Origin of the sequence: uncultured Coprobacter sp., from assembly GCF_947855755.1 — a bacterium.
Taxonomy (GTDB): Bacteria; Bacteroidota; Bacteroidia; order Bacteroidales; family Coprobacteraceae; genus Coprobacter.
Map to the genome: position 1 here is coordinate 90,614 of NZ_CANUAR010000003.1, position 25,171 is coordinate 115,784.

At 39.3% G+C, this 25,171-nt stretch carries 17 protein-coding genes; 8 read left to right on the forward strand and 9 right to left on the reverse strand.

The genetic code is table 11. The features are described from left to right. Positions 1–280: 280 nt before the first annotated feature. Positions 281–1,129 carry a hypothetical protein gene (locus Q0093_RS03080; protein WP_297928404.1) on the forward strand — a complete coding sequence of 283 codons (849 nt, stop codon included), beginning with the start codon at positions 281–283 and terminating at the stop codon, positions 1,127–1,129. A gap of 146 nt (positions 1,130–1,275) precedes the next feature. Here the strand turns inward: Q0093_RS03080 and queF are convergent, their stop codons facing one another. Both queF and Q0093_RS03090 read right to left on the reverse strand, forming a co-directional pair. Beyond that, on the reverse strand, positions 1,276–1,725 hold the full coding sequence (gene queF, locus Q0093_RS03085; RefSeq protein ID WP_294176699.1) for a preQ(1) synthase: 450 nt from the start codon (positions 1,723–1,725) through the stop codon (positions 1,276–1,278). A gap of 7 nt (positions 1,726–1,732) precedes the next feature. Beyond that, positions 1,733–2,413, reverse strand: coding sequence for a queuosine precursor transporter (locus Q0093_RS03090; protein ID WP_294176697.1), 681 nt, complete (start codon positions 2,411–2,413; stop codon positions 1,733–1,735). A 243-nt stretch (positions 2,414–2,656) separates the two neighbouring features. On the opposite strand from Q0093_RS03090, the gene bla reads away from it, so the two are divergent. Both bla and Q0093_RS03100 read left to right on the forward strand, forming a co-directional pair. Next, on the forward strand, positions 2,657–3,544 hold the full coding sequence (gene bla / locus Q0093_RS03095; RefSeq protein WP_297928405.1) for a class A beta-lactamase, subclass A2: 888 nt from the start codon (positions 2,657–2,659) through the stop codon (positions 3,542–3,544). Between the two features lie 110 nt (positions 3,545–3,654). Then, positions 3,655–4,599: a hypothetical protein gene (locus Q0093_RS03100; RefSeq protein ID WP_297928406.1), complete on the forward strand. Its 945-nt coding sequence runs from the start codon at positions 3,655–3,657 to the stop codon at positions 4,597–4,599. Positions 4,600–4,850: 251 nt separating this feature from the next. On the opposite strand, the gene Q0093_RS03105 is transcribed toward Q0093_RS03100, so the two are convergent. Together Q0093_RS03105 and Q0093_RS03110 are read right to left on the reverse strand one after the other, a co-directional pair. Then, positions 4,851–5,408 (reverse strand): DJ-1 family glyoxalase III, encoded by a 558-nt coding sequence (locus Q0093_RS03105; RefSeq protein WP_294176693.1) that lies wholly within the window; start codon positions 5,406–5,408, stop codon positions 4,851–4,853. Positions 5,409–5,633: 225 nt separating this feature from the next. Further along, the gene (locus Q0093_RS03110; protein ID WP_297928407.1) at positions 5,634–6,323 is read right to left on the reverse strand and encodes an OmpA family protein; all 690 of its coding nucleotides are present in this window, start codon (positions 6,321–6,323) and stop codon (positions 5,634–5,636) included. Between the two features lie 423 nt (positions 6,324–6,746). Between Q0093_RS03110 and aroC the strand changes: the two genes are divergently transcribed. From aroC to Q0093_RS03130, 4 genes are read left to right on the forward strand one after another with little or no spacing between them, the layout of a single operon-like run. Continuing rightward, entirely contained in the window at positions 6,747–7,823 is a 1,077-nt protein-coding gene (gene aroC, locus Q0093_RS03115) for a chorismate synthase (RefSeq protein WP_297928408.1), read from the forward strand. A gap of 29 nt (positions 7,824–7,852) precedes the next feature. Continuing rightward, the gene (locus Q0093_RS03120) at positions 7,853–9,211 is read left to right on the forward strand and encodes a dipeptidase (RefSeq protein ID WP_297928409.1); all 1,359 of its coding nucleotides are present in this window, start codon (positions 7,853–7,855) and stop codon (positions 9,209–9,211) included. 2 nt (positions 9,212–9,213) lie between these two features. Continuing rightward, a complete protein-coding gene (locus tag Q0093_RS03125) occupies positions 9,214–10,146 on the forward strand; it encodes a TIGR01212 family radical SAM protein (RefSeq protein ID WP_297928410.1) in 933 nt (310 codons plus the stop codon). Positions 10,147–10,188: 42 nt separating this feature from the next. After that, positions 10,189–11,307, forward strand: a complete 1,119-nt coding sequence (locus tag Q0093_RS03130) for a DUF362 domain-containing protein (RefSeq protein ID WP_122337184.1) — start codon at positions 10,189–10,191, stop codon at positions 11,305–11,307. A 109-nt stretch (positions 11,308–11,416) separates the two neighbouring features. Here Q0093_RS03130 and Q0093_RS03135 read toward each other — a convergent pair whose 3' ends face one another. From Q0093_RS03135 to Q0093_RS03155, 5 genes are all read right to left on the reverse strand, one after another. Continuing rightward, entirely contained in the window at positions 11,417–13,390 is a 1,974-nt protein-coding gene (locus tag Q0093_RS03135) for a right-handed parallel beta-helix repeat-containing protein (protein ID WP_297928411.1), read from the reverse strand. Positions 13,391–13,540: 150 nt separating this feature from the next. Then, positions 13,541–17,968, reverse strand: coding sequence for a two-component regulator propeller domain-containing protein (locus Q0093_RS03140; RefSeq protein WP_297928412.1), 4,428 nt, complete (start codon positions 17,966–17,968; stop codon positions 13,541–13,543). A 29-nt stretch (positions 17,969–17,997) separates the two neighbouring features. Further along, positions 17,998–19,182, reverse strand: coding sequence for a DUF4861 domain-containing protein (locus tag Q0093_RS03145; RefSeq protein ID WP_297928413.1), 1,185 nt, complete (start codon positions 19,180–19,182; stop codon positions 17,998–18,000). 157 nt (positions 19,183–19,339) lie between these two features. Further along, entirely contained in the window at positions 19,340–20,977 is a 1,638-nt protein-coding gene (locus Q0093_RS03150) for a glycoside hydrolase family 28 protein (RefSeq protein WP_294176780.1), read from the reverse strand. A 158-nt stretch (positions 20,978–21,135) separates the two neighbouring features. Continuing rightward, the gene (locus Q0093_RS03155) at positions 21,136–22,569 is read right to left on the reverse strand and encodes a pectate lyase (RefSeq protein ID WP_297304148.1); all 1,434 of its coding nucleotides are present in this window, start codon (positions 22,567–22,569) and stop codon (positions 21,136–21,138) included. Positions 22,570–22,919: 350 nt separating this feature from the next. Between Q0093_RS03155 and Q0093_RS03160 the strand changes: the two genes are divergently transcribed. Continuing rightward, entirely contained in the window at positions 22,920–24,887 is a 1,968-nt protein-coding gene (locus Q0093_RS03160; RefSeq protein WP_297928414.1) for an LTA synthase family protein, read from the forward strand. The last annotated feature ends 284 nt before the right edge of the window (positions 24,888–25,171 follow it).

Genomic DNA, 25,171 nt, shown 5'->3' on the forward strand with positions numbered 1-25,171 from the left:
TTTGTAATTGCACCGGAATCTGTAAGAGTCGTATAGTTTGTGGGGATATATAAAAGTTCTGCCGATAAGGATTCTTATCGGCAGAACTTTTATATATAGTCCGGTTATTGCGATAGTCTGTCTTTTGAAGATGAAATGTTAAAAATAAGCGTTGGAAATCTCTTTTTCAGTATATAGATTTTGAAAACGTTAACAAGCTGCTTACCTTTGTCTATATTATATATATTCTTTCCTGAAATTTATATATTTATGTCTGTAACTGGTTATTTAAATAAAAAATATGAATTTAAAAAATTTATTGATTATGGCGGCAGTGTCTGCGATGACGTTCGGATTTGCCGCATGTTCTTCCGATGACGATGATGATAAAGACGGAATGCTTTATGATGATGTAAATTCGGAATATAATGATTATGTCAGCGTTTGCGGAATAAAATGGGCAAGAGGTAACCTTCAGCATTTAGGTGAAGATTGGAAGATTTCCGATCATCAATGGGAATACTTCAATTATGTCGATGGTAATACCGGGTCGTCTATTTCACAAAGTTCTTCGCAGATGGATCATTTCAATTGGGGAGTATGCGGTGCAAATGCTTTGACTACCAGTTCCAGTGTTTGTGCAAAGAATGTGTCGCAAGACATAAGTGGTAAAATGTTTACCGATGAGGCATGTACGGCCGAGACCTCTGATTTTGCTGCTGCGTCTTACGGAGATATTGCTTATTGGGCGACGCAAGGGGCATGGAGACTGCCGACACAGGCGGAGATGCAAAAATTGTATAATGAAGCCTCATATCAATATGGATATTATACGACAGAGGATGGTAAAAATGTATATGGATATTTGTTTACTCCTCCGATGAAAAGCGGCCGTATAGAGAATACTTCAGCACGTCAGATTACCGATGAAGAGTTGGTCGGCGGGCTTTTCCTGCCGGCAACAGGGTATCGTATCTATCCGGGATCGACGATTTCTAAAGGCGGAGAAGTCGGCTATTACTGGACATCTCAGTATCGTAATGCCGGAGATAATGATTATGCCTATTATTTAGAGTTGCAACCGACTCAGATTCGTTGGGCGGGAAATGCCAGTTATTACGGACGGTCGGTACGCCCTGTGAAAAATTAGATTATATAAGAGCCTGTTTAAAATTTTTCCAATAAAGAAAACTTCAAAGCAGACTTGAGTAAAATTTGAATAAGTTTTAAAGATAAAAAAAGTAGCCGTTTCCGATAAATGTCAGGATAACGGCTACTTTTTGCATTATAACAGCTTTATCGATGGGTTCTCATTCTATCTTTTGCCATTTCGGCATATTCAGTACCGGGACGTCCGTAATTGCAGTATGGGTATATGCTGATTCCGCCTCTCGGTGTAAAAAAACCGGTAACTTCGATGTATTTGGGGTTCATAAGTTTGATGAGATCTTTCATAATCAAGTTGACGCAATCTTCATGAAATCCCCCATGATTGCGAAAACTGAATAAATAAAGCTTCAAACTTTTGCTCTCTACCATTTTTATATCCGGAATATAATCGATCTGTATAGTTGCAAAATCCGGTTGTCCTGTAATAGGACAAAGACTTGTAAATTCGGGACAGTTGAAACGTACCCAATAATCCATCTCCGGGTGTTTATTATTGAATGCTTCCAATACTTCAGGAGCATAATCTTGAGGATATTCTGTCTTTTTTCCTAATAGGCTTAGTGTCTTTTCTTCCATATAAATATTATACTTCTTTTATTTTTAGTATATTATAAGAAATGTCGGTGTCATATACATCGCTTCCGTCAATTCGTTTGATTAGCTTTACCACTCGTATGGTAACCGGTAAGATGATAGCCTCGTAGGCCGATTTCAGAATTGCTTGAGTTATGATAAGTATCAGCAGCTCGTTAAACGGTACGACTCCGGCGAAAGCCACAGGAAAAAAGATCAAAGAATCGGCACTTTCTCCTACCAATGTCGATACCATTGCCCGAAGCGAAAATCTTTTACCTTTGCTGGCTACTTTCATTTTGCTCATAACGTAAGCATTCAAAAACGAGCCGGACAAAAATGCGATCAAGCTGGCTACTGCGATACGGGGAGTTGCGGCAAATACCAAAGAAAAGGCTTCTTGTCCGTTCCAGAATGAAGCCGGAGGCAAAAGTATTGCCAACTGTATAAGCGCTACGGCAAGAAAGTTCATGGCAAATCCTGCCCAAATGATCAATCGAGCTTTTTTATAACCCCATACTTCGGCAATACAATCATTTATAATATACGAGATAGGGAATACGATAAGTCCGGCAGTTGCCGTGACAGGACCTAAAGAGATCATTTTCACTTCCAGAATGTTGGAAATGATGAGGCATACACAGAAAAGTATGCTCAACACCATAAAGGGGAGGCTGACTGTTTTTTTCATACATCTTGTTTTTTACGTGGTTTATCAAGCACACGGGAGTGCAAAGGTACGATCTTAAGGAATACTTAATTGTTAAAAATGAAAAAATATTTACGCTTGTGTTTTTCCGAAAGAAGGAGCTCTGATAGTGCAATGGTGTGTCATCGTTTTTGAGGAACATTGATATATTTTTATAAGATATAGATAATCAGCTTGAGTATATTTTTAAGTATTTTTGTTTCTCATAAATAATATCGGATAATTATGAAATATTTTATTGTTGGAGTCTTAATCGCATGTTTTACCGTTACAGTAGCTTTCTCAAAGGATAAAAGAGAATTGAAGATGCGTATCGCTTCTGTTTTGGAAGGGAAAAAAGCAACCGTAGGAGTTGCTGTTTTTTATGAAGATAATCAACTTTTGGAAATAAATAAAGGCGATTATCCGATGATGAGTGTTTGCAAATTTCCATTAGCTCTTGCTGTTCTCGATTATCTTCATAAAAATAATCTTTCCCTCGATACCGAGATATTTGTCCGGAAATCGGATCTGTTACCTGACACATATAGCCCTTTGAGAGATCGGCATCCTCAGGGTAATATTAAGATGTCGATACGAGAGTTGCTTTCCTATACGGTATCGTTGAGTGATAATAACGCGTGTGATATATTATTCGGGTATATCGGCGGGGCAAAAGTTGTCGATGATTATATTAAGCGGTTGGGCATTTCGGGAATGTCTGTTGTTGCGACGGAAGCGGTGATGCATGAGGCATTTGAGAAACAGTACTGCAATACGGCTACGCCGTCTTCTGCCGTTCTATTGTTGGATAAATTTTTAAAAGAAGATTTGTTCAGAGACGAGTATGGGAGCTATTTAAGAAAAATTATGATAGAAACATCTACCGGAAATGATAAGATAAAAGCCGGACTTCCTGAAGGGGTGGTAATGGGACATAAAACTGGAAGTTCTGATCGGAACGCTAAAGGAATAAAGGCGGGAGACAATGATCTGGCTTTTGTACAGTTACCTGACGGACAACACTATTGTATTGCTGTTTTTGTACGGGATTCGGAAGAAGATGATAAAACAAATGCGGCTATAATAGCCTCTGTTTCAAAAGTTGTTTATGATTATATTGCAAAGAAGTAATAAGAGTCGGCTTTAATAAGCAAATTATTTTGTATTTATTTAAGTATAAGTATATTATATATATTTTTATCCCTATATTTGTTATTGTATAAATAAAGAGGTATTACACCATGAAAAAACTTTATCTGATAATTTCTTGTACATTGTTTTTTATCGTAGAGTTGGCAGCCCAAATAACCGGTTTATTTACTTACGAGGGAGGGTATTTTGTGAAAGATGGGAATAATTGGGCAGAATACCGTCCGCAATCTAAGGATGGAGTATGGGCTTCTTATATGAAATATGACGAAGACGATAATTACTACTATATAAATAATTCGAAATGTTCTCTTTGTGTTCCGAAGAAAAAGCACAATAAGTTTTATATTTCTAAGAATGGCGAATGGGAGGTGATTTATTATACAAAAGAGATTTATAGCTATTTTAAAGCAAACGGGCGTCAAATATATTGTTACGAAGGAGGGTATTTTGTAAGAGACGGAAATGATTGGGCAGAATACCGTCCGCAATCTAAGGATGGGGTATGGGCTTCTTATATAAAATATGACGAAGACGATAATTACTACTATATAAATAATTCGAAATGTTCTCTTTGCGTTCCAAAGAAAAAGCACAATAAGTTTTATATTTCTAAGAATAATGAGTGGGAGGTGATTTATAACACGACCGATATATACGATATTGCTTCGGAGTATGATTATATGCTTTATTTCAAATATTATAAAGTCGCTGATGCTGAAGGTAAATTACAAGAAGTGAATAATCCTGCATCGATCAGTCTTAGTAGAAAAGGTAAAATGCGCTTATGTTGCGGAAATAAAAGCTATGATGGGGAATTTCGAGAGTTGGCAGTGACGACATTAAGAAACTCTGATACGGAATTAGGATTTAAGTTGATCGTAGATGAAAATAATTATATCCAATTTATCGGAGACTGGTGTATGGTTAATGTTGAGAGTATCTGTCCCTTTATGGATTTTATGGATTGTACGAACAAGGATTTGATAGAGATAATAAAAAATAAAATTAAGGATAAAAGTTTCTTTGTTAATTAAAAGCCTGTGTGAATTTCTGATAAAATAATATAACCAGGCCATTTTTGTGTTTTCTTTCAATCCGTTTTCCCGTTTTCGTTCGTCAGATAGTCCATTATCCTTCTTATAAAATCAGAAAAACATCCTCGAAAGAAACTTTCAAATCTGACCCGAGTAAAATTTAGACAGGTTCTGAGAAATTATAAAGCTGAGAAAATAGAAATGCCGACAATCCTCACAAAATATCTTGTCGGCATTTTTGTAGATCTTTACTATACGTTTTCTGTCATCATTCCTTTTAAAACAGAGTCGGCGGTTTCTTTACCCAATGTGTTTTCGATAATTTTTGCAGCAAATTTTATCGTAGAAGCCGGGCCGTTTCCGGTAATAATGTTCCCGTCTATTTCGACCGGTTGAGCTGTGTAAGTGGCTTCGGTGAGAAATTGTTCAAATCCCGGATAGCAAGTGGCTCGTTTCCCCTTCAAAATCCCGTTCTTCCCGAGAACGAGAGCAGGTGCTGCACAAATTGCAGCAATATTTTCTCCGGCGTCTGCCCGTTTTTTCAGTATTTCGATCAGTGGAGCATACTCTTCCAGATGTTTTGCACCGGGCATTCCTCCAGGTAATATGATCCATTGTGCGTCAGATATAGTTTGTGTATCGAAAGTCATATCTGCACGGACAATGATGTCATGGGCTCCTTTGACCTCTAATTTCGGAGTGATAGATACTGTTTTTATTTCCATACCAGCCCGGCGTAACATGTCTGTAGTAGCAAGAGCTTCGATTTCTTCAAAACCTTCTGCTAATAAGAGGTAGGATACTTTCATAATCGTATTAAATTAATTCTTGTATTTTAATGAATATAACAAATATACAATAAAGATTTTGGGATTTCGAAAATTAAATTCGATGAAAATTTTTTTTAACAACAATTTATTCCGATTGGCTTTCAGGATTGTGAGAATCGTCAAAAAAGCCTTTTATATGGAAGCACCTCCGAAAATTTTCTCTTAAATTTTCGGAGGTGCTTCAAATCTTTTGAATTACTATGTTTATTGTAGAGTTCCTTGCTCGGCTTGTTTAATCATATTTTCGTTTGCTGTGATATAGATATCCACCCGACGGTTCTGTGCACGTCCTGCTTCAGTATCGTTGCTAGCAACAGGTTCATTATATGCTTTTCCGGCTGTAGTCATTCTACTTCTGGGAATACCGTTTTGTACGAGAAAGTCGGCAACAGCCTCAGCTCTTTGAGCAGAAATCCGTTCGTTTACAGCCAGAGTTCCGGTATTGTCGGTATGTCCCCATATTGTGATATCGGTTTCCGGAGTATTTTTTAGAGATGCGGCAAATTGGGATAAAGCTGTTTTTGAAACCGCATTCAAAGTAGAACTGTTCAATTTAAATAGAATACCATTATCAAATGTTACTTTAATAGCTTGAAGGCCGTTTTGGTCTGTTACGGTAGAAACTTGAGCACTTTCTATTTTTTCCAGCTCGGCTTTTTGCTTATCCATCTTTTTCCCGATAAGAGCTCCAGCGCCACTGCCTACCGCAGCACCTACGGCAGCACCGATTGCCGCACCTTTACCTTTTCCGATAAGAGCGCCTATTCCAGCACCTAATGCAGCACCGCCACCCCCGCCAATGAGAGCACCTTTACCTGTATTATTCATTGTACCACAACTGGCGAGCATCATGATCGCAGCTAAAAACAACGCTGTAAATTTCAGACTTTTCATTTTTTTATTTTTTAAGTATAAAAGATTAAAATCCTAATTACAAATGTAGTAATTTTTTCAGTTAATGTATTCTATCTGATTTTTCTTTTTTATTAAAATAACGAGAGTCCCTTTTTTGATGTAATTGATACTATTTTATTTAGAACCTGTTTAAATCTCTCGATAAAAAATTACATTTTCATACTTCTTGTTTCTTTTTCGATCTGTTTTTTCTTTTTCTGCATGCGCATGTAAGCTCGTTATCCTCCTCATAAAAACAAAAAAAATATTTTCAAACCTGATCTGAACAAAATTTAAACAGGCTCTTAGAATAAAAAAAGGAAATTGAAAACATTCTGCTTGTTATATAAGTTAAGTTTCATATTTACTATTCAGGAAAAAGTTGTATCTTTACTTGCATATATTAAATAATATATTTAAACGATGAATAGTTTCGGAACAATATTCAGGCTTACTTCATTCGGTGAGTCTCATGGAAAAGGAGTAGGAGGCGTTATCGATGGGATGCCTGCAGGAGTTGAGATCGATATGGACTTCATACAGAAAGAATTGAACCGTCGTCGTCCCGGGCAGTCTTCGATTGTTACTCCGAGAAAAGAAGGGGACAAGGTAGTGCTTCTTTCAGGTATATTTGACGGATATTCTACGGGAACTCCTATCGGTTTTGTCGTGTATAATGAAAATCAACATTCCGGAGATTACGATAATTTAAGAGAAGCCTATCGTCCGTCTCATGCAGATTATACATATCAGCAGAAATACGGATACCGGGATCATCGAGGAGGAGGTCGTTCTTCTGCGAGAGAAACCATTGCCCGGTGTGTTGCCGGAGCTTTGGCAAAGTTGGCATTAAGAAGACTCTCTGTCGATATCAGGGCATTTACCTCTCAGGTAGGACCGATCAAATTGCCTAAAGATTATACTCATTATGATTTGGATAAGATAGAATCGAATATCGTACGTTGTCCTGATGCCGATACGGCAGAGAAGATGATAGAATTGATTGCGGATGTCAAGTCGGAAGGGGATACGATTGGCGGAGTCATTACCTGTGTCATTAAGAACGTCCCGGTGGGATTGGGTGATCCGGTGTTTAATAAATTACATGCCGATTTGGGTAATGCCATGTTGAGCATTAATGCGGTAAAAGGTTTCGAATATGGTATGGGATTCGATGGCGTTCAGTATCGCGGATCTGAAATGAATGATGTGTTTATAAAAAAGGACGGTAAAGTTTCTACGATGACAAATCATTCGGGAGGAATACAAGGAGGAATTTCCAATGGAGAAGACATCTATTTCAGAGTTGCATTCAAACCTATTGCTACTATTTTACGTGATATCCGGACACTGGATTATGCCGGTAATGAGATAAACCTGAAGGCAAAAGGGCGTCATGATCCTTGTGTATTACCTCGTGCAGTTCCTATCGTCGAATCTATGGCGGCAATGGTTATTCTCGATCATTATTTATTGAATAAGACGAGACATATAGATTAAAAGTATTTGGAAAATAAAGATTTGAAAGTATGAATGTAAAAGAATATATCGAGAAAAATCGCGGACGGTTTCAGGAGGAGTTGTTCTCTTTGATCAGAATACCTTCTATAAGTTCAGATCCTTCACATGAGAATGATATGCAAGAGTGCGCTTTGCGCTGGAAAAATTTATTGCTGGAGACCGGTGTCGATATGGCAGAGGTGATGCCGACTTCGGCAAATTCGGTAGTATTTGCTTCTAAAGTTATCGATCCGTCAGCTCCTACGGTTTTGGTTTATGGGCATTATGATGTAATGCCAGTCGAGCCTTTGGAGTTGTGGAATACCGATCCTTTCGAACCCGTTATTCGGGACGGACGTTTGTGGGCGAGGGGGGCTGATGATGATAAAGGTCAATCGTTTCTGCAAGTCAAGGCATTTGAGATTGCTTTGCGAGAGAAGCTGTTGAAATGCAATGTGAAGTTTTTGTTTGAAGGCGGAGAGGAGGTCGGGTCTCCCGGTCTTGAAGATTTTTGCCGTACACATAAGGATCTTTTAAAATCAGATATAATTCTGGTTTCCGATACGAGTATGGTGGGGGCTGATGTTCCTTCCATTACTACCGGTCTGCGAGGATTGGCATATTGGGAAATAGAAGTGACTGGACCTGATCGGGATTTACACTCTGGTATTTTCGGCGGTGCGGTGGCGAATCCTATAAATGTTTTGTGTAAAATGATCGCCGGAATTACCGATAATGACGGACGTATTACGATTCCCGGTTTTTATGACGATGTAGAAGAAGTTTCTGCTCGGGAACGGGAGATGTTGGCAGCCGTTCCTTATAGTGAAGATAAATATCGTGAATCACTGGATGTAAAAGCTCTTTTCGGAGAGAAAGGATATTCGACGCTGGAACGTACGGCGATTCGTCCGACATTCGATGTTTGTGGGATTTGGGGCGGTTTCACGGGAGAAGGATCGAAGACGGTTCTTCCATCTAAGGCTTATGCTAAAGTTTCGTGTCGTCTGGTGCCGCATCAGGAACACGAAAAAATATCAAGAATGTTTATCGATTATATTAATCGTATAACTCCTGATTATGTTCGGGTAAAAGTGACGCCGATGCATGGGGGAGAAGGGTATGTATGTCCGATAGATCTTCCTGCGTATAAAGCTGCTGAGAAAGGCTATGAAGAGGCTTTCGGGAAAAAACCTTTGGCAGTTCGTCGGGGAGGGAGTATTCCTATTATCGCGACTTTCGAGAAAGTTTTAGGAGTGAAGTCTATCCTTATGGGTTTCGGTCTGGAGTCGGATGCGACGCATTCACCGAATGAAAATATGCCGATAGATATTATGGACAAGGGAATAGAAGCGATTGTCGGATTTTATAGAGAATACGGGAAATAGGAATGGACGAAAAGCCTTATGCCGATTTCGGGGCATTCTTGAAAAAATATTTTCGAGGTAAAGTCCAGAAAATCTCTATAAATGCCGGATTTACCTGTCCGAATAGAGATGGAACAAAAGGAAACGGAGGTTGTACCTACTGTAACAATCAGACATTCAGTCCTGAGTATTGCCATACCGACAAGTCTATTACCGAACAGTTGCAAGAAGGAATCGGTTTTTTCGGGCACAAGTATCCCGATATGGAATATTTGGCCTATTTTCAGGCTTATACCAATACTTATGGAGAATTGCGGTCATTGCGGGACAAGTATGAGGAGGCTTTGGGCGTTCATGGTGTTGTGGGGCTGATTATCGGTACACGTCCCGATTGTATGCCGGATCAACTTCTTTCCTATTTGTCGGAGCTGTCGAAAAAATATTTTGTCTTGGTCGAGTATGGCATAGAATCGACATGCGACGAGACATTGAAAAGAATAAACCGAGGGCATACCTTTTCCGAATCTGTGGATGCGATAAAGCGCACCGTAAATGCCGGAATCTTGACGGGTGCTCACATGATTCTGGGACTTCCGGGAGAAGATCGGGAAACGATTATTTCTCATGCTGAGAAACTGTCCCGGTTACCGTTGTCGACATTGAAGTTACATCAGTTGCAACTGATTCGCAATACCCGTATGGCATACGAACAGGCGGAGAATCCAGAACGGTTTCATCTGTTCGATGTCGATGAATACATTGATTTAGTAATCGATTTTATCGAACATCTGAGACCGGATATTACAGTAGAGCGTTTTGTTTCCCAGTCTCCCGATGATTTGTTGATAGCTCCGAAATGGGGGTTAAAAAATCATGAATTCACCGCACGTTTACTGAAACGCATGTTGCGGAGAAATAGCAGGCAGGGAAAAATGTATGTTCCGTCTGTACTGTAATATATTTTGAAATTGTATTTTTGCAGGCACAAATTTATCGATATGGAAAAGTCTAAAGTTTTTTTTACCGATCTGCACACGACACCATCCAGTAATTTGTTGGATAAGATGGAGCGTCTTTGCCGTAGGGCAGGTATTGCAGGATTGGATTTTTCAAATCCGTTTACTGCAATAAAAATTCATTTTGGCGAGCCGGGTAATTTAGCTTATATCCGTCCGAATTATGCAGCTCGTATGGCTAATTTGTTAAGAAGTTTAGGGGCGAAACCTTTTTTGACCGATTGTAATACCCTTTATTCGGGGCGTCGTTCCAATGCGGTCGATCATTTACGTAGCGCTATGGAGAATGGTTTCAATCCTATCTCGGCACAGTGCGATGTGATTATCGGAGATGGACTGAAAGGAACTGATTATAAAGAGATCGAAATAAATCAGGAATATTGCCGGACTGCAAAAATAGGAACGGCAATTGCCGATGCAGACGTGATCGTGACGATGAACCATTTTAAAGGTCACGAACAAGCCGGGTTCGGAGGTGCTTTGAAGAATCTCGGAATGGGTTGTGCCAGTGTCGGAGGAAAGCTGGAACTGCATTCTGCCTCATCACCCAGAATAGAGGAAGCAAATTGTAAAGGTTGCAATATTTGCGTAAAACATTGTGCTCATGATGCGATACACCTGAATGATCGTCATATTGCTCAAATCGATTATGAAAAATGTGTCGGATGCGGGCAATGTGTGGCTTTGTGTCAATATGATGCCGCTCAGTTAGGTGAAGGCGATACTTCGGAACGGCTGAACTATAAGATTGCCGAATATTCTTTGGCCGTATTGCAAGATAAACCTCAATTTCATATCAGTTTTATTATGAACGTATCGCCCGAATGCGATTGCTGGAATCATAATGATGCGGCTATTGTTCCCGATTTGGGTATGGCTGCATCTCTCGATCCGGTTGCTTTGGATATGGCTTGTGCCGATTTGGTAATGAATGCTCCGTTGATTCCGGGCAGTCGTTTAGCAGAAGAGCATCCGCATGAACATCTCGAAGGTGTAGATAAATTTGCCTGTCTGCATCCGGATACTAATTGGCGGGCAGGATTGGAACATGCCGAAAAAATCGGTTTGGGTACACGTGATTACGAACTGATAAAGGTATAAATACAAAATTTTGACCGATAAAGAAAATATTCTATTATACATAAATAAGGCTGTCTCTTTTTCATTCGGAGACAGCCTTTCTCGTAAAAATGATTAGTTATTAAGCAATTTAGTACATTATTTTTGAAATAATAATATTCCCTTTCATATCTTTTACTCGAACGATGTAATACCCTCTATTCTGAGTTGAAAAATCGATTGTTGTCGTGTTTTTATTTTGAAAACAAAGTTTTCCGGATATATTATATATAGTAACGGATTCGTTTTCGGGAAGATAGAGAATGTTTCCGGTTAAATGGATATTCGTTGCATCGGTTACTTCCGTTTCGGAAATACCGGTGGTTGTGTTATCCGGTTTTACGATAAAATCATATATGTTCCATCCCGAAGATTTTGAAATAAGACGAAAAAACAGGTCTTTTGTTCCGTCGAAATCGACGCAGATTGTTTTTCCTGTTGCATCATTAGTTACTTCCAGCAGTCCTCCCGGAACATCGGAAAAATTTATACCGTCTGTAGAACTTTGTAATGACAGAGAACGAGAATTGATATTGACACCTGATGCAGCGACATAACATATTACTTGTTTTACTTTAGATTGTTTGGGAAATTGTACATAAGATCCGCTTCCGTCTAATCTGGCAGCTCCCGAAGATCCCGGTGCATTCGCAGCTTGCGATGGAATAAAACTTCCCGATTTACTACCAGTTCCGCCTATGGTTATTCCGTGCTGTATTCCGGTAGCTCCTCCTTCTATTGTCTCGGCTGAAAAAATTCCCGGAATTGTGCTGAAGTTTACGGTATAGTCTTCGAGAGGGTCGGTCGGATCGACGTCTATATCTCCCGGTTGATATTCGTATGCGCCCAAATCGGGAGCGCTACCGTTATAAGAAATACCAGTAATGACAGTGCCTTTGTCGATAAGCGAACTGGTCGATTTCAAATGCAGACAGGTGAAATCCGGTAAATTTCCATTTTCGTCGCGGTCTGCTAAATATTGATTTACGTTCAGACTTACAAAATCATCCGTATTGCAATTCAGGTTCTCGTCCCATGTGTTATGACTCATATCTACCTGATCTGCACGGCAGCTTATACTCGGTGTTGAGTTCGATACTGAAATGCAATTTTTTATTGTTATTTTTTTCCCTTCAGCCAAATCCTGCTGTTTTTCTTTCGCAGCTACGAAAATATAATCGTTTCCTCCATTAGCATAGGATGTACAATTATATAGAGTCATACTACCTATATTGCTATTGCGGTCGAAACCGTTTTTTTTATTTTTGGCAGCTACGCAATTTTTTAATATGGCATTATGCGAGCGTAATGCGTCAGCATCGCATCCTCCCATTTTAAAACCGTTTCCGTCTCCTGCCGAAGTTCCGTCCTGCAACATTCCGTTCATAAAAGCATAACAGCCTTCGTAAGTTGTAGTAATATCGTCGCTGTCTTTCAAATATCCGTCATATCCGTCATCAGAGTTCATCCATGCACGGCAATATCTAAATATGTTACCTGTTCCGGCACTTGTTTTACAGGCAAAACCATCTGCATTTCCCATATTTTTATCCGCATTATAATATGAATCGCAGTTCAGAATGAGGTTATATGTCGCCCCCCCTCCGATTTGTAATCCGGTGTCTCCGTTTTCACTGAATCTGCAAAATTCTATTGTGTTGTGGTTTCCCCCGTCGATATAAAGGCCATTGTCACCGGCTTTAATAATATCCAATCCTGTAATGTGCCAATAATCTCCTGACAATTGAATTCCTCGGGCATTACTGTCAAAACGCGGTTGGTCGCTGAAGTCCAGAACCGGTCGTCCGCCCGGCTCGGGTTGCATCTTAATTGGAGAAGAGGCTGTTCCGTTTCTGCTTATTTTAACGGTTTCCGATAGAGAATAAGTCCCTTTGGCAAGATAGATAACGTCTCCCGGATTTGCTTTTTTTACAGCAGTCGTTATGTTGTAGGGGTTTTCTTTGCTTCCGTCGCCCTCCGATTTTCCATTTGCCGACACATAATACGTTGTTGCAGAAACGTGTAAAATCAAGAATTGAAACGCTAAAAATAAAATTTTCCGCATGATTCTGTTTATTTAGGTATTTTCTAAATGCAATATTATATCACATAGGAAATAAAAGAGCGTATTTTTCGGTATAAACGGTGGAATATTTGATACATTCGGAATAATAAAAACAAAAACTCCCGTTGTAGAGAGTTTTTTGTTTTTTATTCACTTGCTTTTTCCCTGTATCTTATCTTTATATTCAGTAGGAGTCATTCCGTACTTTTGTTTAAAACACCGACTGAAATAGCGAGGATCGCTGATCCCTACCATATAAGATATTTGAGAAATGTTGTATTCATCGTTACAGATTAGTTCGGTAGCTCTTGTCAAGCGAAATTCTCTTATATATTCTACGGGAGAAAGACCGGTAAGCGCCTTCAACTTTTTGAAGAATACTGTTCTTCCTAACCCTACCTGTGATACTAATTCATCGATTGTGAAGTCGCTGTTATCGAGTTCTTTTTCCAATACGACGGTAATTGTATCGATAAATTTCTGATCACGAGAGTTCAGTACCGGTTGATCGGGACTTTTTGTTTCAGAATTTTTGTTATCGGTAGAGTGAGAAGCGTAATATTCCTGAAGTTTTTTACGCGCTCGTAAAATATTTTCGATTCTGGCTTTCAGATAAGTTGCGCTAAACGGTTTAGTGATATAATCATCTGCCCCGGTTTCCAAGCCTTCCATTTGATTCTCAAGCGATGATTTTGCTGTGAGCAAAATTACAGGAATATGACTTGTATTAATGTCTTCTTTGAGTTTCCGAGTAAACTCTATTCCATCCATTTCGGGCATCATAACATCCGAAATGACAATATCCGGTTGTAAATTGCTTAGCCGATTCAAAGCATCTGCACCATTTATGGCTTTATGGACTTCATATTCAGAACATAGGATGGTGCGAAGAAATTCTTGTAAATCGATGTTATCTTCAACAACCAGTATAACAGGTTTTCCGGTAGGCTCTTGCGTCGAATTTTCTGTATTGCCCGTATATCCGGTATTTTCCTGAATATTTTCAATTTCTTTATCCGTTATTTCGGTTGTCAGCTCTTTTTTGATTAAATCGGCTTCGTTCCCGAAATGCCTATACCCTTTTCTGAAAGTTACGGTAAATGTGCTGCCTTTGCCTTCAATGCTTTTTACCTGTATGGTAGCGCCATGCATATTGATCAGCTCTTTTGTCAAGTGCATCCCCACTCCTGTTCCCGGCTGCTTAGAGAGATTTTGTTTTTCAGAACTGGAAAATCTGTCGAAAATCAAGTTGATTTTATCTTTGTCGATACCTATTCCTTCGTCCGAAACTTGAAGGATTAAGTTGTCATTCGTTTCAGAAGTTTTGACCGTAATAGATTTATTCGAGAATGTAAATTTGAAGGCATTCGAAAGCAAATTGCTCAGGATCGTTTCGAGTTTTTCTTTATCTGCCCATAAAATTGCTCCGTGCGAATGATCTTCAACAGAAAAATGGATGTGGCGTTCTTCTGCTAATGGATAAAAATTTTCGCAGATCCTTTGTACTTCGACTCCGAAATTAATTTCTTCTACGCTTAGACGCATCTTTTGGTTTTGAATTTTTCTGAAATCCAAGATTTCATTGATCAACCGAAGCATACGGTTTGTATTCCGTTCTATTAATTGAAGTTGTTCTTTAACCTCGGGATTTACTTTTTCATTATGTAAAATATAATCTACCGGTCCGGCAATTAATGTCAGAGGAGTGCGAAGTTCGTGAGAAATATCCGTAAAAAAACGAAGCTTCATTTGGGTCAGGGTGTGCTCCATCTGCACTTCGTGTTTTAAACGGTATATAGTGAATAATACATACATGACAGTTCCCATAATAAGAAGCAATATTATGATATAAAATATATATCCGGCCGTACTGTTCCAGAATGACGGTAAAACCTTTATCTTGATCTCTCTTTCGTTATCGATCCATTTCCCATCGCTATTTGTCGATTTTACGCGGAAAATGTATTCTCCTTTCGGTAAATTGGTGTAAGTCGCAGTCCGTTGGTTGTTTGCGTATGTCCAATCTTTATCGAAGCCTTCTAATTTGTATGCGTAATGAATCAAAGAAGGATCTCTGAAATCCAAAGTTGAAAACTCTATACTGAAATCGGATTGTTTGTGTGTCAGTGTCATTTCTTCCTGATCATCTAAAAGTTCCTTTAACGGAGAGTCTTCTGTTGTCGGATCTACTTCTTTCCCGAACAAAAGAAAACGGCTGAATGTCAAAGGCGAAAAATAATCCTGTTTTTTCAGTTTCTCGGGCGAAAAGATATAAATTCCGTCATCACTGCCGAGAAGAATCTCTTTACCCATGTTGCAAATAGTCGCTTCTGAAAAATAACGGACGTCGATTCCCGACTCGATGCCATAGTTCTCAAAGGAATTTTCTTTCGGTTTAAATTTGGTAATGGTGCTTTCTGTTCCTATCCATATATATCCTCGGTTATCTTCGGTAATGCTGTACACGATGTCACTCGGTTGAGGAGTTTGAGAAATATAATTCTCGAATTTGAAACGGTCATTCCATTGATATGGTGGTGTTATTTTCAGCAGTCCACCTCCGAAAGTACCGATATAAATCGTGTTATCCGATGCCGGATAAATATAGTGTACATCATTGGCCGTAAGGCCGTCTTTCGACATGTTGTCTTGTCGCAAATGGTTGAATTCAAGGGTTTCCGGAGACGTGAAATGTGTAGAGAAACAGAGAAGCCCGCCTGTTGTTCCGACAAACATATTCCCGTTTTTATCGCAGCTGATATGACGTGTACGGAAACAAGAGGTCATCGGATAGTTTTTCAATTGATTACCCGGATGGATAAATCGTGTTTGCCCGTTAGAGGTATCGATATAATTGATACCGCCACCATAAGTGGCTATCCATATCCGTCCTTCTGTATCTTGTGTGACGCAATATACATTATTATGGCTCAGGCTGAAAGGATTTTTCCGTTCATGTTTGAAACTTTCCATACGAAATCCGGTGTGAATATCTTTCCCGGTTAACTTGTAAAGACCATTGCCCTTTGTCCCTAACCAAATATTTTTATCTTTATCTTGAAAAATACAGTAAACAATTCCTTTGAATGGGTTGCCGCTACCGATTTTTCCGTTCTCTAATAATTTCCCTATGGGGGAGTAGTTTTGGTCATACAGGTATAATGAGCCTTCTTTTGTTGCTACCCATAGATTATTTTGATCGTCTTTGAACAGAAATCTCACCTCATTTACAGAGAAAGAGTTTGTCGAAGTGTTCGGTCGGAGTATTTCGACAGGAGTTTCTACGAAACTTATTTTTTCAAGACCTTTCGAGTGTGTACACAGCCAAAGATTTCCCTGACGGTCAGAGAAAGCGGTGTGTAGAATATTCGAAAATTTTCTTGCCGGATCTTCCGGTGCATTATAAAAATATTTTAGTTTGTTTTCTTGCCTGTCGTAATAGGAAAATGCACCTCCGGACGGACGTATCCATAATCTGCCTTTGCAATCTTCCGAAATAAAAGGTGTAGGAGGATATGAATAGGGGTTAATGACATCTCCTTTTAACCAAAAATAATCGGTAGTACCGTTTTTGAGATTATGATGTAAAACACCGGTTTCTGAAAGTAGTAACCATATTTCGTTATGGGAATCTATAAAAGCCGAAATCATTTGCTGATGACGGGCTTGTAACGGGAATGTATTTTGTCCTATATGGGATATTTGTCGGGATGTTATATCATAGATAAAAAATCCGTCTCGTTCGGTAAGAAAAAGAAGTTGTTTGTTTTTAAGTTGTTTTATGGAACGGATTATGTCTTTGGTCGGAAGTTGAATCAGTTCTGATATTCCGTTACCATTTTGTCGGAATATTTGTCCTGACGAGGAGGAAAACCACATGTTCCCTTCACTGTATAAAGCGTCATATATAATCGGTTGACGTACAGATGCTGGATAATGTACAAGATGAGAATCTCCTTTGGAGTCGACCGAAACCATTCCTTCTTTTGTCATGATCCAGCTGTTTTTCTGAGGGTCGGTATAAATTTTATTTACGACATCGCTCGGTAGTTTTTTATTTTTTGTAGAATACCAATAGCTGGTTAAATTGTGAGTTTCCGGATCAGTTTCGATTCTGAAGCAACCTTCAGTGTCGGATAATAGCCACATTTTTCCTTCTCCGGCATGCTGAATATGCGTGATTCCTTTTCCGTGATTGCTCCTTTCATGGATGTTTATCGGAATATTGTTGAATTTTTCTGAACGGGGATCGAATCGGTGTACCTGACCGTCATAAGAGAGTACCCAAATGTATTGGTAACTATCTTCGATGATTAAATCTACCCGGTTATTCATCAAGCTTTCAGGATCGGAAGGCGTAGATTTGTAAGTTTTAAACCGGTATCCGTCGAATTTGCTTAATCCGTTCCATGTTCCGAACCACATGAACCCTTTTTTGTCTTGAGTAATACTCATAACAGTCTTTCCGGATAGTCCGTCTTCAGGAGCATAATGGGCGAAACTGCACTTTGGCTGGGCGTATGATAGCCCTTTAACGCAGCATAATAGTGTTAGGATGATAGTAAATTTAAGTTTCAAAGCTTTTCACAATTGGTTTCGAAACAAATTTAATAATTTATTTCTAACAAATCGCAAGGTCGGGAAGCCCAAATTCGGGCATATTTGAAAAAATCCTTTGAATTATGATAACCGAAAGATTCTTTCTGTGAACATACGGTTATGCGATAATTTATTTGATTATTATCATCCGGTTCGATTAAATATAAATAATTCGCTTTGTCTTCAGCAGGTTTGATACATTTTGCTTTTCGAAGATCTACTGCTAAGCCGAGAGTCTGTTTCCCGTATTTTATTGTATCGTTTACGGGGAAATCTGTGCCCCATACGGCAACTCTGTCTTTTCCGTTTTGTTCCATTTCACAGTCTTTGATTTTTTGTACTCCGGTACAAAAAATCAAACTGTCCGTATCTTCGGTAAATGTATTGTAAACTTCTGCGTCGCGATGTCCTGCGTATAAAATATAGCGAGATTTCAAATCTATTTTTTTCCCATTGTAAAGCCACCCGTAGCTGTTCATGTCTACTATCGTTCTTAATGGACCGCTTGCAATGATGCGGGCTTCTCGATTATCTACCGGTTCTATATGTACGGCCTTTTTCCCGTTCCAACCTTTTAGTGTCCCGACTCCGACACTTCCGCTCACTCTCAGAATGTCATCGCCGAATCCTTCGGCAAGTTGTTCATCTGTCGGATACCAAAGCGAACGTGCCAGTTCCAATTGTTTATGATATTTGCCATATACATCCACAGTCTGTTTTTTATCAAAATAAATGCGGTAAGCCATTAGTTCAGATTCGAATGCCGGTCCGTGATGATGAAGGTTTTTGTAGAGCGTTCCGGTCGGAGAAGATGCTTCCGTAATCGGAGTAATGGATTTATCTTTTTCTTTTTTGAACATTTGCGCATGTACGCGGGCTGCGTATCTGTTTGTCGGGAATGGCTTTTCAGAAAATATAATAGTGAATTCCTTTTTTTCTTTACCTTTAAAATCCGAAAGAAAAACGATTTCATCGGCTATGCCGTCTTGGTCGAGATCATCGAGCTGAGATGCAATTTCTTTTCCTTTATAATAGATGGTGACTCCTTTTACGTTGTTGTCTTTTACAGGTAGAACGATAGCCGCATCGTAAATTCGTTCATTCGAATTATTCCGGACTTTGCATGTCCGAGTTACTTGAGCTTGTACCCACAGACTTGAGAATATGAAAATGAAAACGGTTAAATATTTCATGTAATAAATTTGTCGGGACGAACAATTAAAAAGAGTTTCCATAAATTTAAACTGGTTCTGAGATAAAACCATAAGCACGATTTGTTTCGGCTTATGGTTTTGTCAACACACAAATAATATGATATTAAAGGATAACTTCGATAATTTTCCGAAGTCATTATTTCAAAACGATTGCTTTGTCGGAAACTTCAGTTCCTATTTTTGCATTTGCTTCTAGTCGGGATGAGTTTTTGATCTGAATGTTTTCAGTCTTTTCACCGCTGATAGTAAGCGCTCCCTCTTTGGTCGGACAAGAAAAATTGTCTACAAGAATATTTTTCGAGTTTTTAATCGTCAATGCAGCTCCTTTAGAAGGAGATATTTTTACGTTCTTGAATATTGCTCCGGTAGTTTCGACAACTTCTGCACCCAATTGTGCTGTGATATTGCAATCGCTGACAGTTACATTTTGTACGTTCATTTCGGGAAGTCCGTTAAAATACATCGCCCGGCGAGCACCCTGACAGTTGACTCTTGAAATTGTAATATTTCTGAAAGCCGGAGTTTCTTCGGTTACGGCAGGGATGTCGTTTTCTTCTTTTACTTCATCTCCGTCGGCGAGAACTTCAGATGCGGATTTACCTCCGTAGTACAGATCGAACAGTAACGCATCGGTGGGGATATTGATCATGTCGATGTTCTTGATGAAAATATTTTCTACGACGCCTCCGCGTCCTCGAGTACTTTTAAAACGCAGTCCGACATCTGTCCCAAGAAATTGACAGTTCGATACCGATATATTTTTCACACCGCCAGACATTTCGCTTCCTACGACAAAACCTCCGTGTCCGTGATATACGACACAATTATCGACGATAACGTTCTCGCAAGGTATTCCTCGTTTGCGTCCGTCAGCGTCTTTCCCCGATTTTATACAGATTCCGTCATCACCGACATCAAAAGAACAATTCGTAACGATCGTGTTTTTGCAAGATTCTATATCTAATCCGTCACCGTTTTGAGAATACCAAGGATTGCGGACATTGAGATTTTCTATCGTTACGTTTTCACACATGAGAGGGTGCAGATTCCAGCTGGGAGAGTTTTGAAAAGTTACACCTTGCAACAATACGTTTTTGCAATCGATAAAACTTAACAGTACCGGACGAAGAAAGTCTTTTACTTCTTCCCATTCTTTGTCGGTTTTCAACCCGCGAGGGACATTCATGTCACTACGTTCGTTTCCGAGTTTCGATTTTGCCGAGGGATACCAAATATCCTTTTTGTCATTCAATACTCCACCTTTTTGTAACAAAGCTTTCCATTGGCTTGCCGTGAGTTTCGATTTCTTGACAGGACGCCAAGCATCTCCGTTTCCGTCGATAGTTCCTTTTCCTGTTATAGCGACATTGACAGCTCCTTTGGCACTTATAGGTGATTGGCATCTGCGTGTATCCAATCCTTCGAAAGACGTATGTACGATCGGGTATAAATCGAAGTCGTCGCTGAATAAAATTATAGCTCCTCCTTGTAGATGTATATGAATGTTGCTTTTCAATACGATCGGTCCTGTGTACCATATTCCTTGCGGTATAACAAGAGTTCCGCCTCCTTTTTTTTCTAAGGCCTCTATCGCTTTGGCAAAAGCTTCGCTATTGAGTGTAGTCCCGTCTCCTACACCTCCGAACTGAGTTATAGTAACCTCATAATCGGGAAATACGGGGCGTTGTACCGGATCCATTTTGAAAGGGAGATTCTTATAGAGTTCTTGAGATGATACTCCTTTACTTTTTGCTAAAACGGATGTGGTGAACATTGAAAAAATAATAGTACCGAATAGTATCGGTTTGAAAAATTTGTTCATCATGTTATTTATTAAAAAGGTGTTATATATTTATATTGCAAAACAACTCCTTTATTTTACTATAAACGTGTATTTTTTGTGCTATTAGGTGGATAATCATGGAAAAAACGTTATTTTATTACCGGATAAATCTCTTTTACAGAGATGATAGCGTTTTTATTACCTGCTTTCACGATTTCTTCGACCAGACTGTTTAAATAAATTTCCAGATAAGTGTAACCGCTCGAATGGGTTTTAGCCCCGTCTGTTTTGTCATTCGGATTCAGATTGTGAGCTATTTCCCATTCGTCAGGAATTCCGTCGCCATCACTGTCTTTAGGTGCTGGTGACGATTGATAAGTGATATAACCTCCTACATCGTTCTGGCTGTCGATAATTCCTCCTGTACTGCCTTTTGATCCTTTGTATTTGAATGTCCCGGTCATAGCCTCGTTAGTTACGCGTGTATCTATAATATCCCTGGCATAAGATGCTCCGGCATAACGTAAAACAGCGAGGAAAGCTTTCTGGGCGTCATGGGTTGTCGTATTTTCGAATGGAAATTCGGTGTCTGATTTGAAAATATCTTTGTCCATAGTTTTAGGTTTCGGCTCTATACCTTTCCAATTATTCTTGGTTACATCGGGAGCTCCGTCCATATAGTTTCCGTCGACATAAAATTTTCCCGTAACGCCGGCAGGTTGATTGTTTTTTCCATCATCTACTCCCGGAGAAAAAATACGTTTTCTGTTTTTCAATGTTGCCGGTCCTGGTTTATAATAGTTGTTTACAATATTGTAATTTCCGCCTTCTGCAGCATATCCGCTATTCGATCCCCAGTTGTAGATGACATTGTTTCTAAGATCTACAAGTTCCAGATCGGGACGGTTCGTATAACGACTTCCGCAAAAACGAGGGTTACGACTATCGTGACAGGCTAAAAGATTATGGTGAAAACTTGCTTTTTGACCTCCCCATATTGCTCCGTATCCGTGATTCCCTTTAGCATGGATCGATGTTCTCAGACTTTCGCTTAGGATACACCATTGAAGAGTGAAGTTTTCATTGTTATAAAAAGAAGAACATTCATCGGTACTCCAGCTCATACTGCAATGGTCTATGATGATATTCTTATGATTTCGTCCCCACAATGCATCATTCTCGTCTTTTTCCTGATCGCCTAACCTACATCGGATAAAGCGAATAATAACATTGTCGGCTTTTATTGCAAGAGAATGATTTTTCAGGCAGATACCGTCTCCCGGAGCTGTCTGTCCGGCGATAGTAATATCTCCTTTGTTGATACTGAGAGGTTCGTTGAGTTCTATCGTTCCGGATACATCGAAAACGATTGTACGAGGACCTGTTTTCCCGATAGCATGGCGCAATGTTCCCGGCTCTTTCGTGTCGGCCAGAGACGTTACATGATAGACAGCCCCGCCTCTGCCTCCGGTAGTCGTATAACGAGCATATCCCTCAGCACCGGGGAAAGCGGGAGTTTGAGCTTGTATAGACAAACTTATGCAAAATGACAAGCAAATCGACAAAATAATTTTATGTGTCATAATGTTATGGATTTAAGAGCTAATTTTATGAGTGCAATATTATATACTATTTATAAAACTAAGGTGCACAAATTAGCTGAATAAGAGTAAATATTGTTACTTATGCTATCCTTTTAGAGTCTGTATAGATTTTCACGTACATTTTTTAGAGAGGTTTTGTGTTTTTGATCAAATGTATGGGCTATGTGACGTGCAGGAACGGAGAAACAGATCGAAAAGGGGGTCAAAAAGTTCGGGTATATAATTTTATACTGGAAATTTAGATAGGCTCTTAACGAAGATCACTGCTATTTCGTAGAAAAAAGATACATTTGCAATTCGTTAGCAAATTGTCAAAATTATCACGTATTATGAAGAATTATCTTTATTCCCTTCGATTTCTTTTTTCAATACATATTGCAGGGTTATTGTTGTTATCTCTTTTTCGGCTGATCTTGTTTTTTAGGGGAACAGCTAATCTCGGGGATGAAAGTGGGGAATATCTGTTGCAGTCCGAAGCTTTTTTAAGAGGATTATGGTTCGATAATGTCGTTGCTTGTTATATTTTGCTTTTGCCGTTGGCTGTTGCCTCCATTTCTGCATGGTTCGGTTATTACGGCGCTCGGTTGTATAGAGGCTTAACTATATTTATGGGTATTATGTACGGAATCACTTTTGCTATCAGTGCATCGGATATACCCTATTTCGAATATTTTTTTAAGCATCTCAATGCATCCATATTTAATTGGATGGGATATGGAGAGACTACTTTGAAAATGATGTTCGGTGAACCTGCATATCGTTGGCCTATCTTTTTCTTTATAGTGGCAGTCGCTATATTTTCTGTTTTTTTACGTCGGGTGCGTAAACTGACGGTCGCTTCTTTTGAGAAGAATCGTTTCAGATCATGGAAATCTGTCGGCGGAATCATCGTTTTAACGGCTTTGACTTTATGGGCTTGTCTGTTCGGCATACGAGGACGTATGGGGTATAATCCTATTCGTGTGAGTGCGGCATATTATTGTAATAATACTTTTTTGAACCAGTTGGGGATAAATCCGACTTTTAACCTGTTGCGTAGTACTTTAGAATCGACAAAAAAAGAGAATAAGAGCCTGAAACTTATGAATGAACAAGAAGCGATCGAGAATGTCCGGGAATTTCTTGCTATCGAAGAGTCATTTCCGGATATATCGCCTATTGCCCGGACAATAAATGCCGATACGCCATTCGTCCGAAAGAATGTCGTACTGGTATTGATGGAGTCTATGTCCGGAAAGTTCATGGAGCGTTATGGCGATAAACGAGGCTTGACTCCATTTTTGGATAGTCTTGCCGGACAGGCAACTTGTTTTGATCGTTTTTATTCTGCCGGTACGCATACGAATCACGGATTATATGCTACTTTATACGGTTATCCGGCAATGATGAAAAAGAACTTGATGAAAGGAGCTGTTATTCCTTTTTACACGGGATTACCTCGTATTTTGCAAGAAAATGGATACCGTACGCTTTTTTTTATGACTCATGAGTCGCAATATGATAATATGAACGGTTTTTTGCGATCGAACGGATATGACGAAATTTATGCGCAAGAGAATTATCCATCCGAAAAAGTCGTCAACAGTTTTGGTGTCCAGGATGATTTTTTGTATGAATATGCAATTCCTGTTTTGACCGAACGATCGGGCTCTGCACAACCGTTTTTTGCTACGTTATTGAGTATCAGTAATCATCCTCCTTATATAATTCCTCCGTACTTTAAGCCGCATAGTAAAGAGACAGAAGAACAAATTGTCGAATATGCCGACTGGTCTTTGCGTAAGTTTATGGATGAGGCATCTCGCCAGTCTTGGTATGAAAATACGATTTTTGTGTTTCTTGCCGATCACGGGAAATTAGTAGGAAGTCCGAAATCCGATATGCCGTTGACTTATCATCATATACCGTTGATTATATATGAACCGGGACAGTCTCCCCGTAAGTCGGAAGTATTAGGCGGACAAATAGATGTCGGTCCTACAATTTTGGGAATGTTGGGTATCTCGTATATAAATAATATGTTCGGGATCGACTTGTTCCGTCAAAATCGTTCTTGCATTCTTTTCACTTCGGATGATGCGGTCGGCTGTATGGATAGAGATTATTTTTATATATATCGTCCCGGAGACGAACAGGAATGGTTGTTTAAGGTTCAGGACGGAGAGGAGGGGAGTACCGTAACAAACGACACGATTCGGAATAAGTTGAGAAATTACGCTTTTTCTGTACTGCAAACTGCACAGTCTATTATTGATAATGAAGAAACGGGACAGTATAAAGGGTATGTTCCGAAATGATAGAAAGCGATTATAGTAAATACTTTTTATTTCATCGGAAAATTGAGACAGGCTCTTAGAGCCTGTCTCAATTTTGCTCGGGTCAGATTTGAGAGTTTCTTACGAGGATATTTTTCTGTTTTTAGGAGGATGATAGTGTGCTATCTGACGAGTGAAAACGGGAAAAAAGACCGGAAGAAAACGCAAAGATGACCTGATAGTATTTTTTTATTGGAAAGTTTAGACAGGCTCTTAGAAGCTTATGCGAATACTTATAATTATGCCGACAATAAAGTCTTCATTGT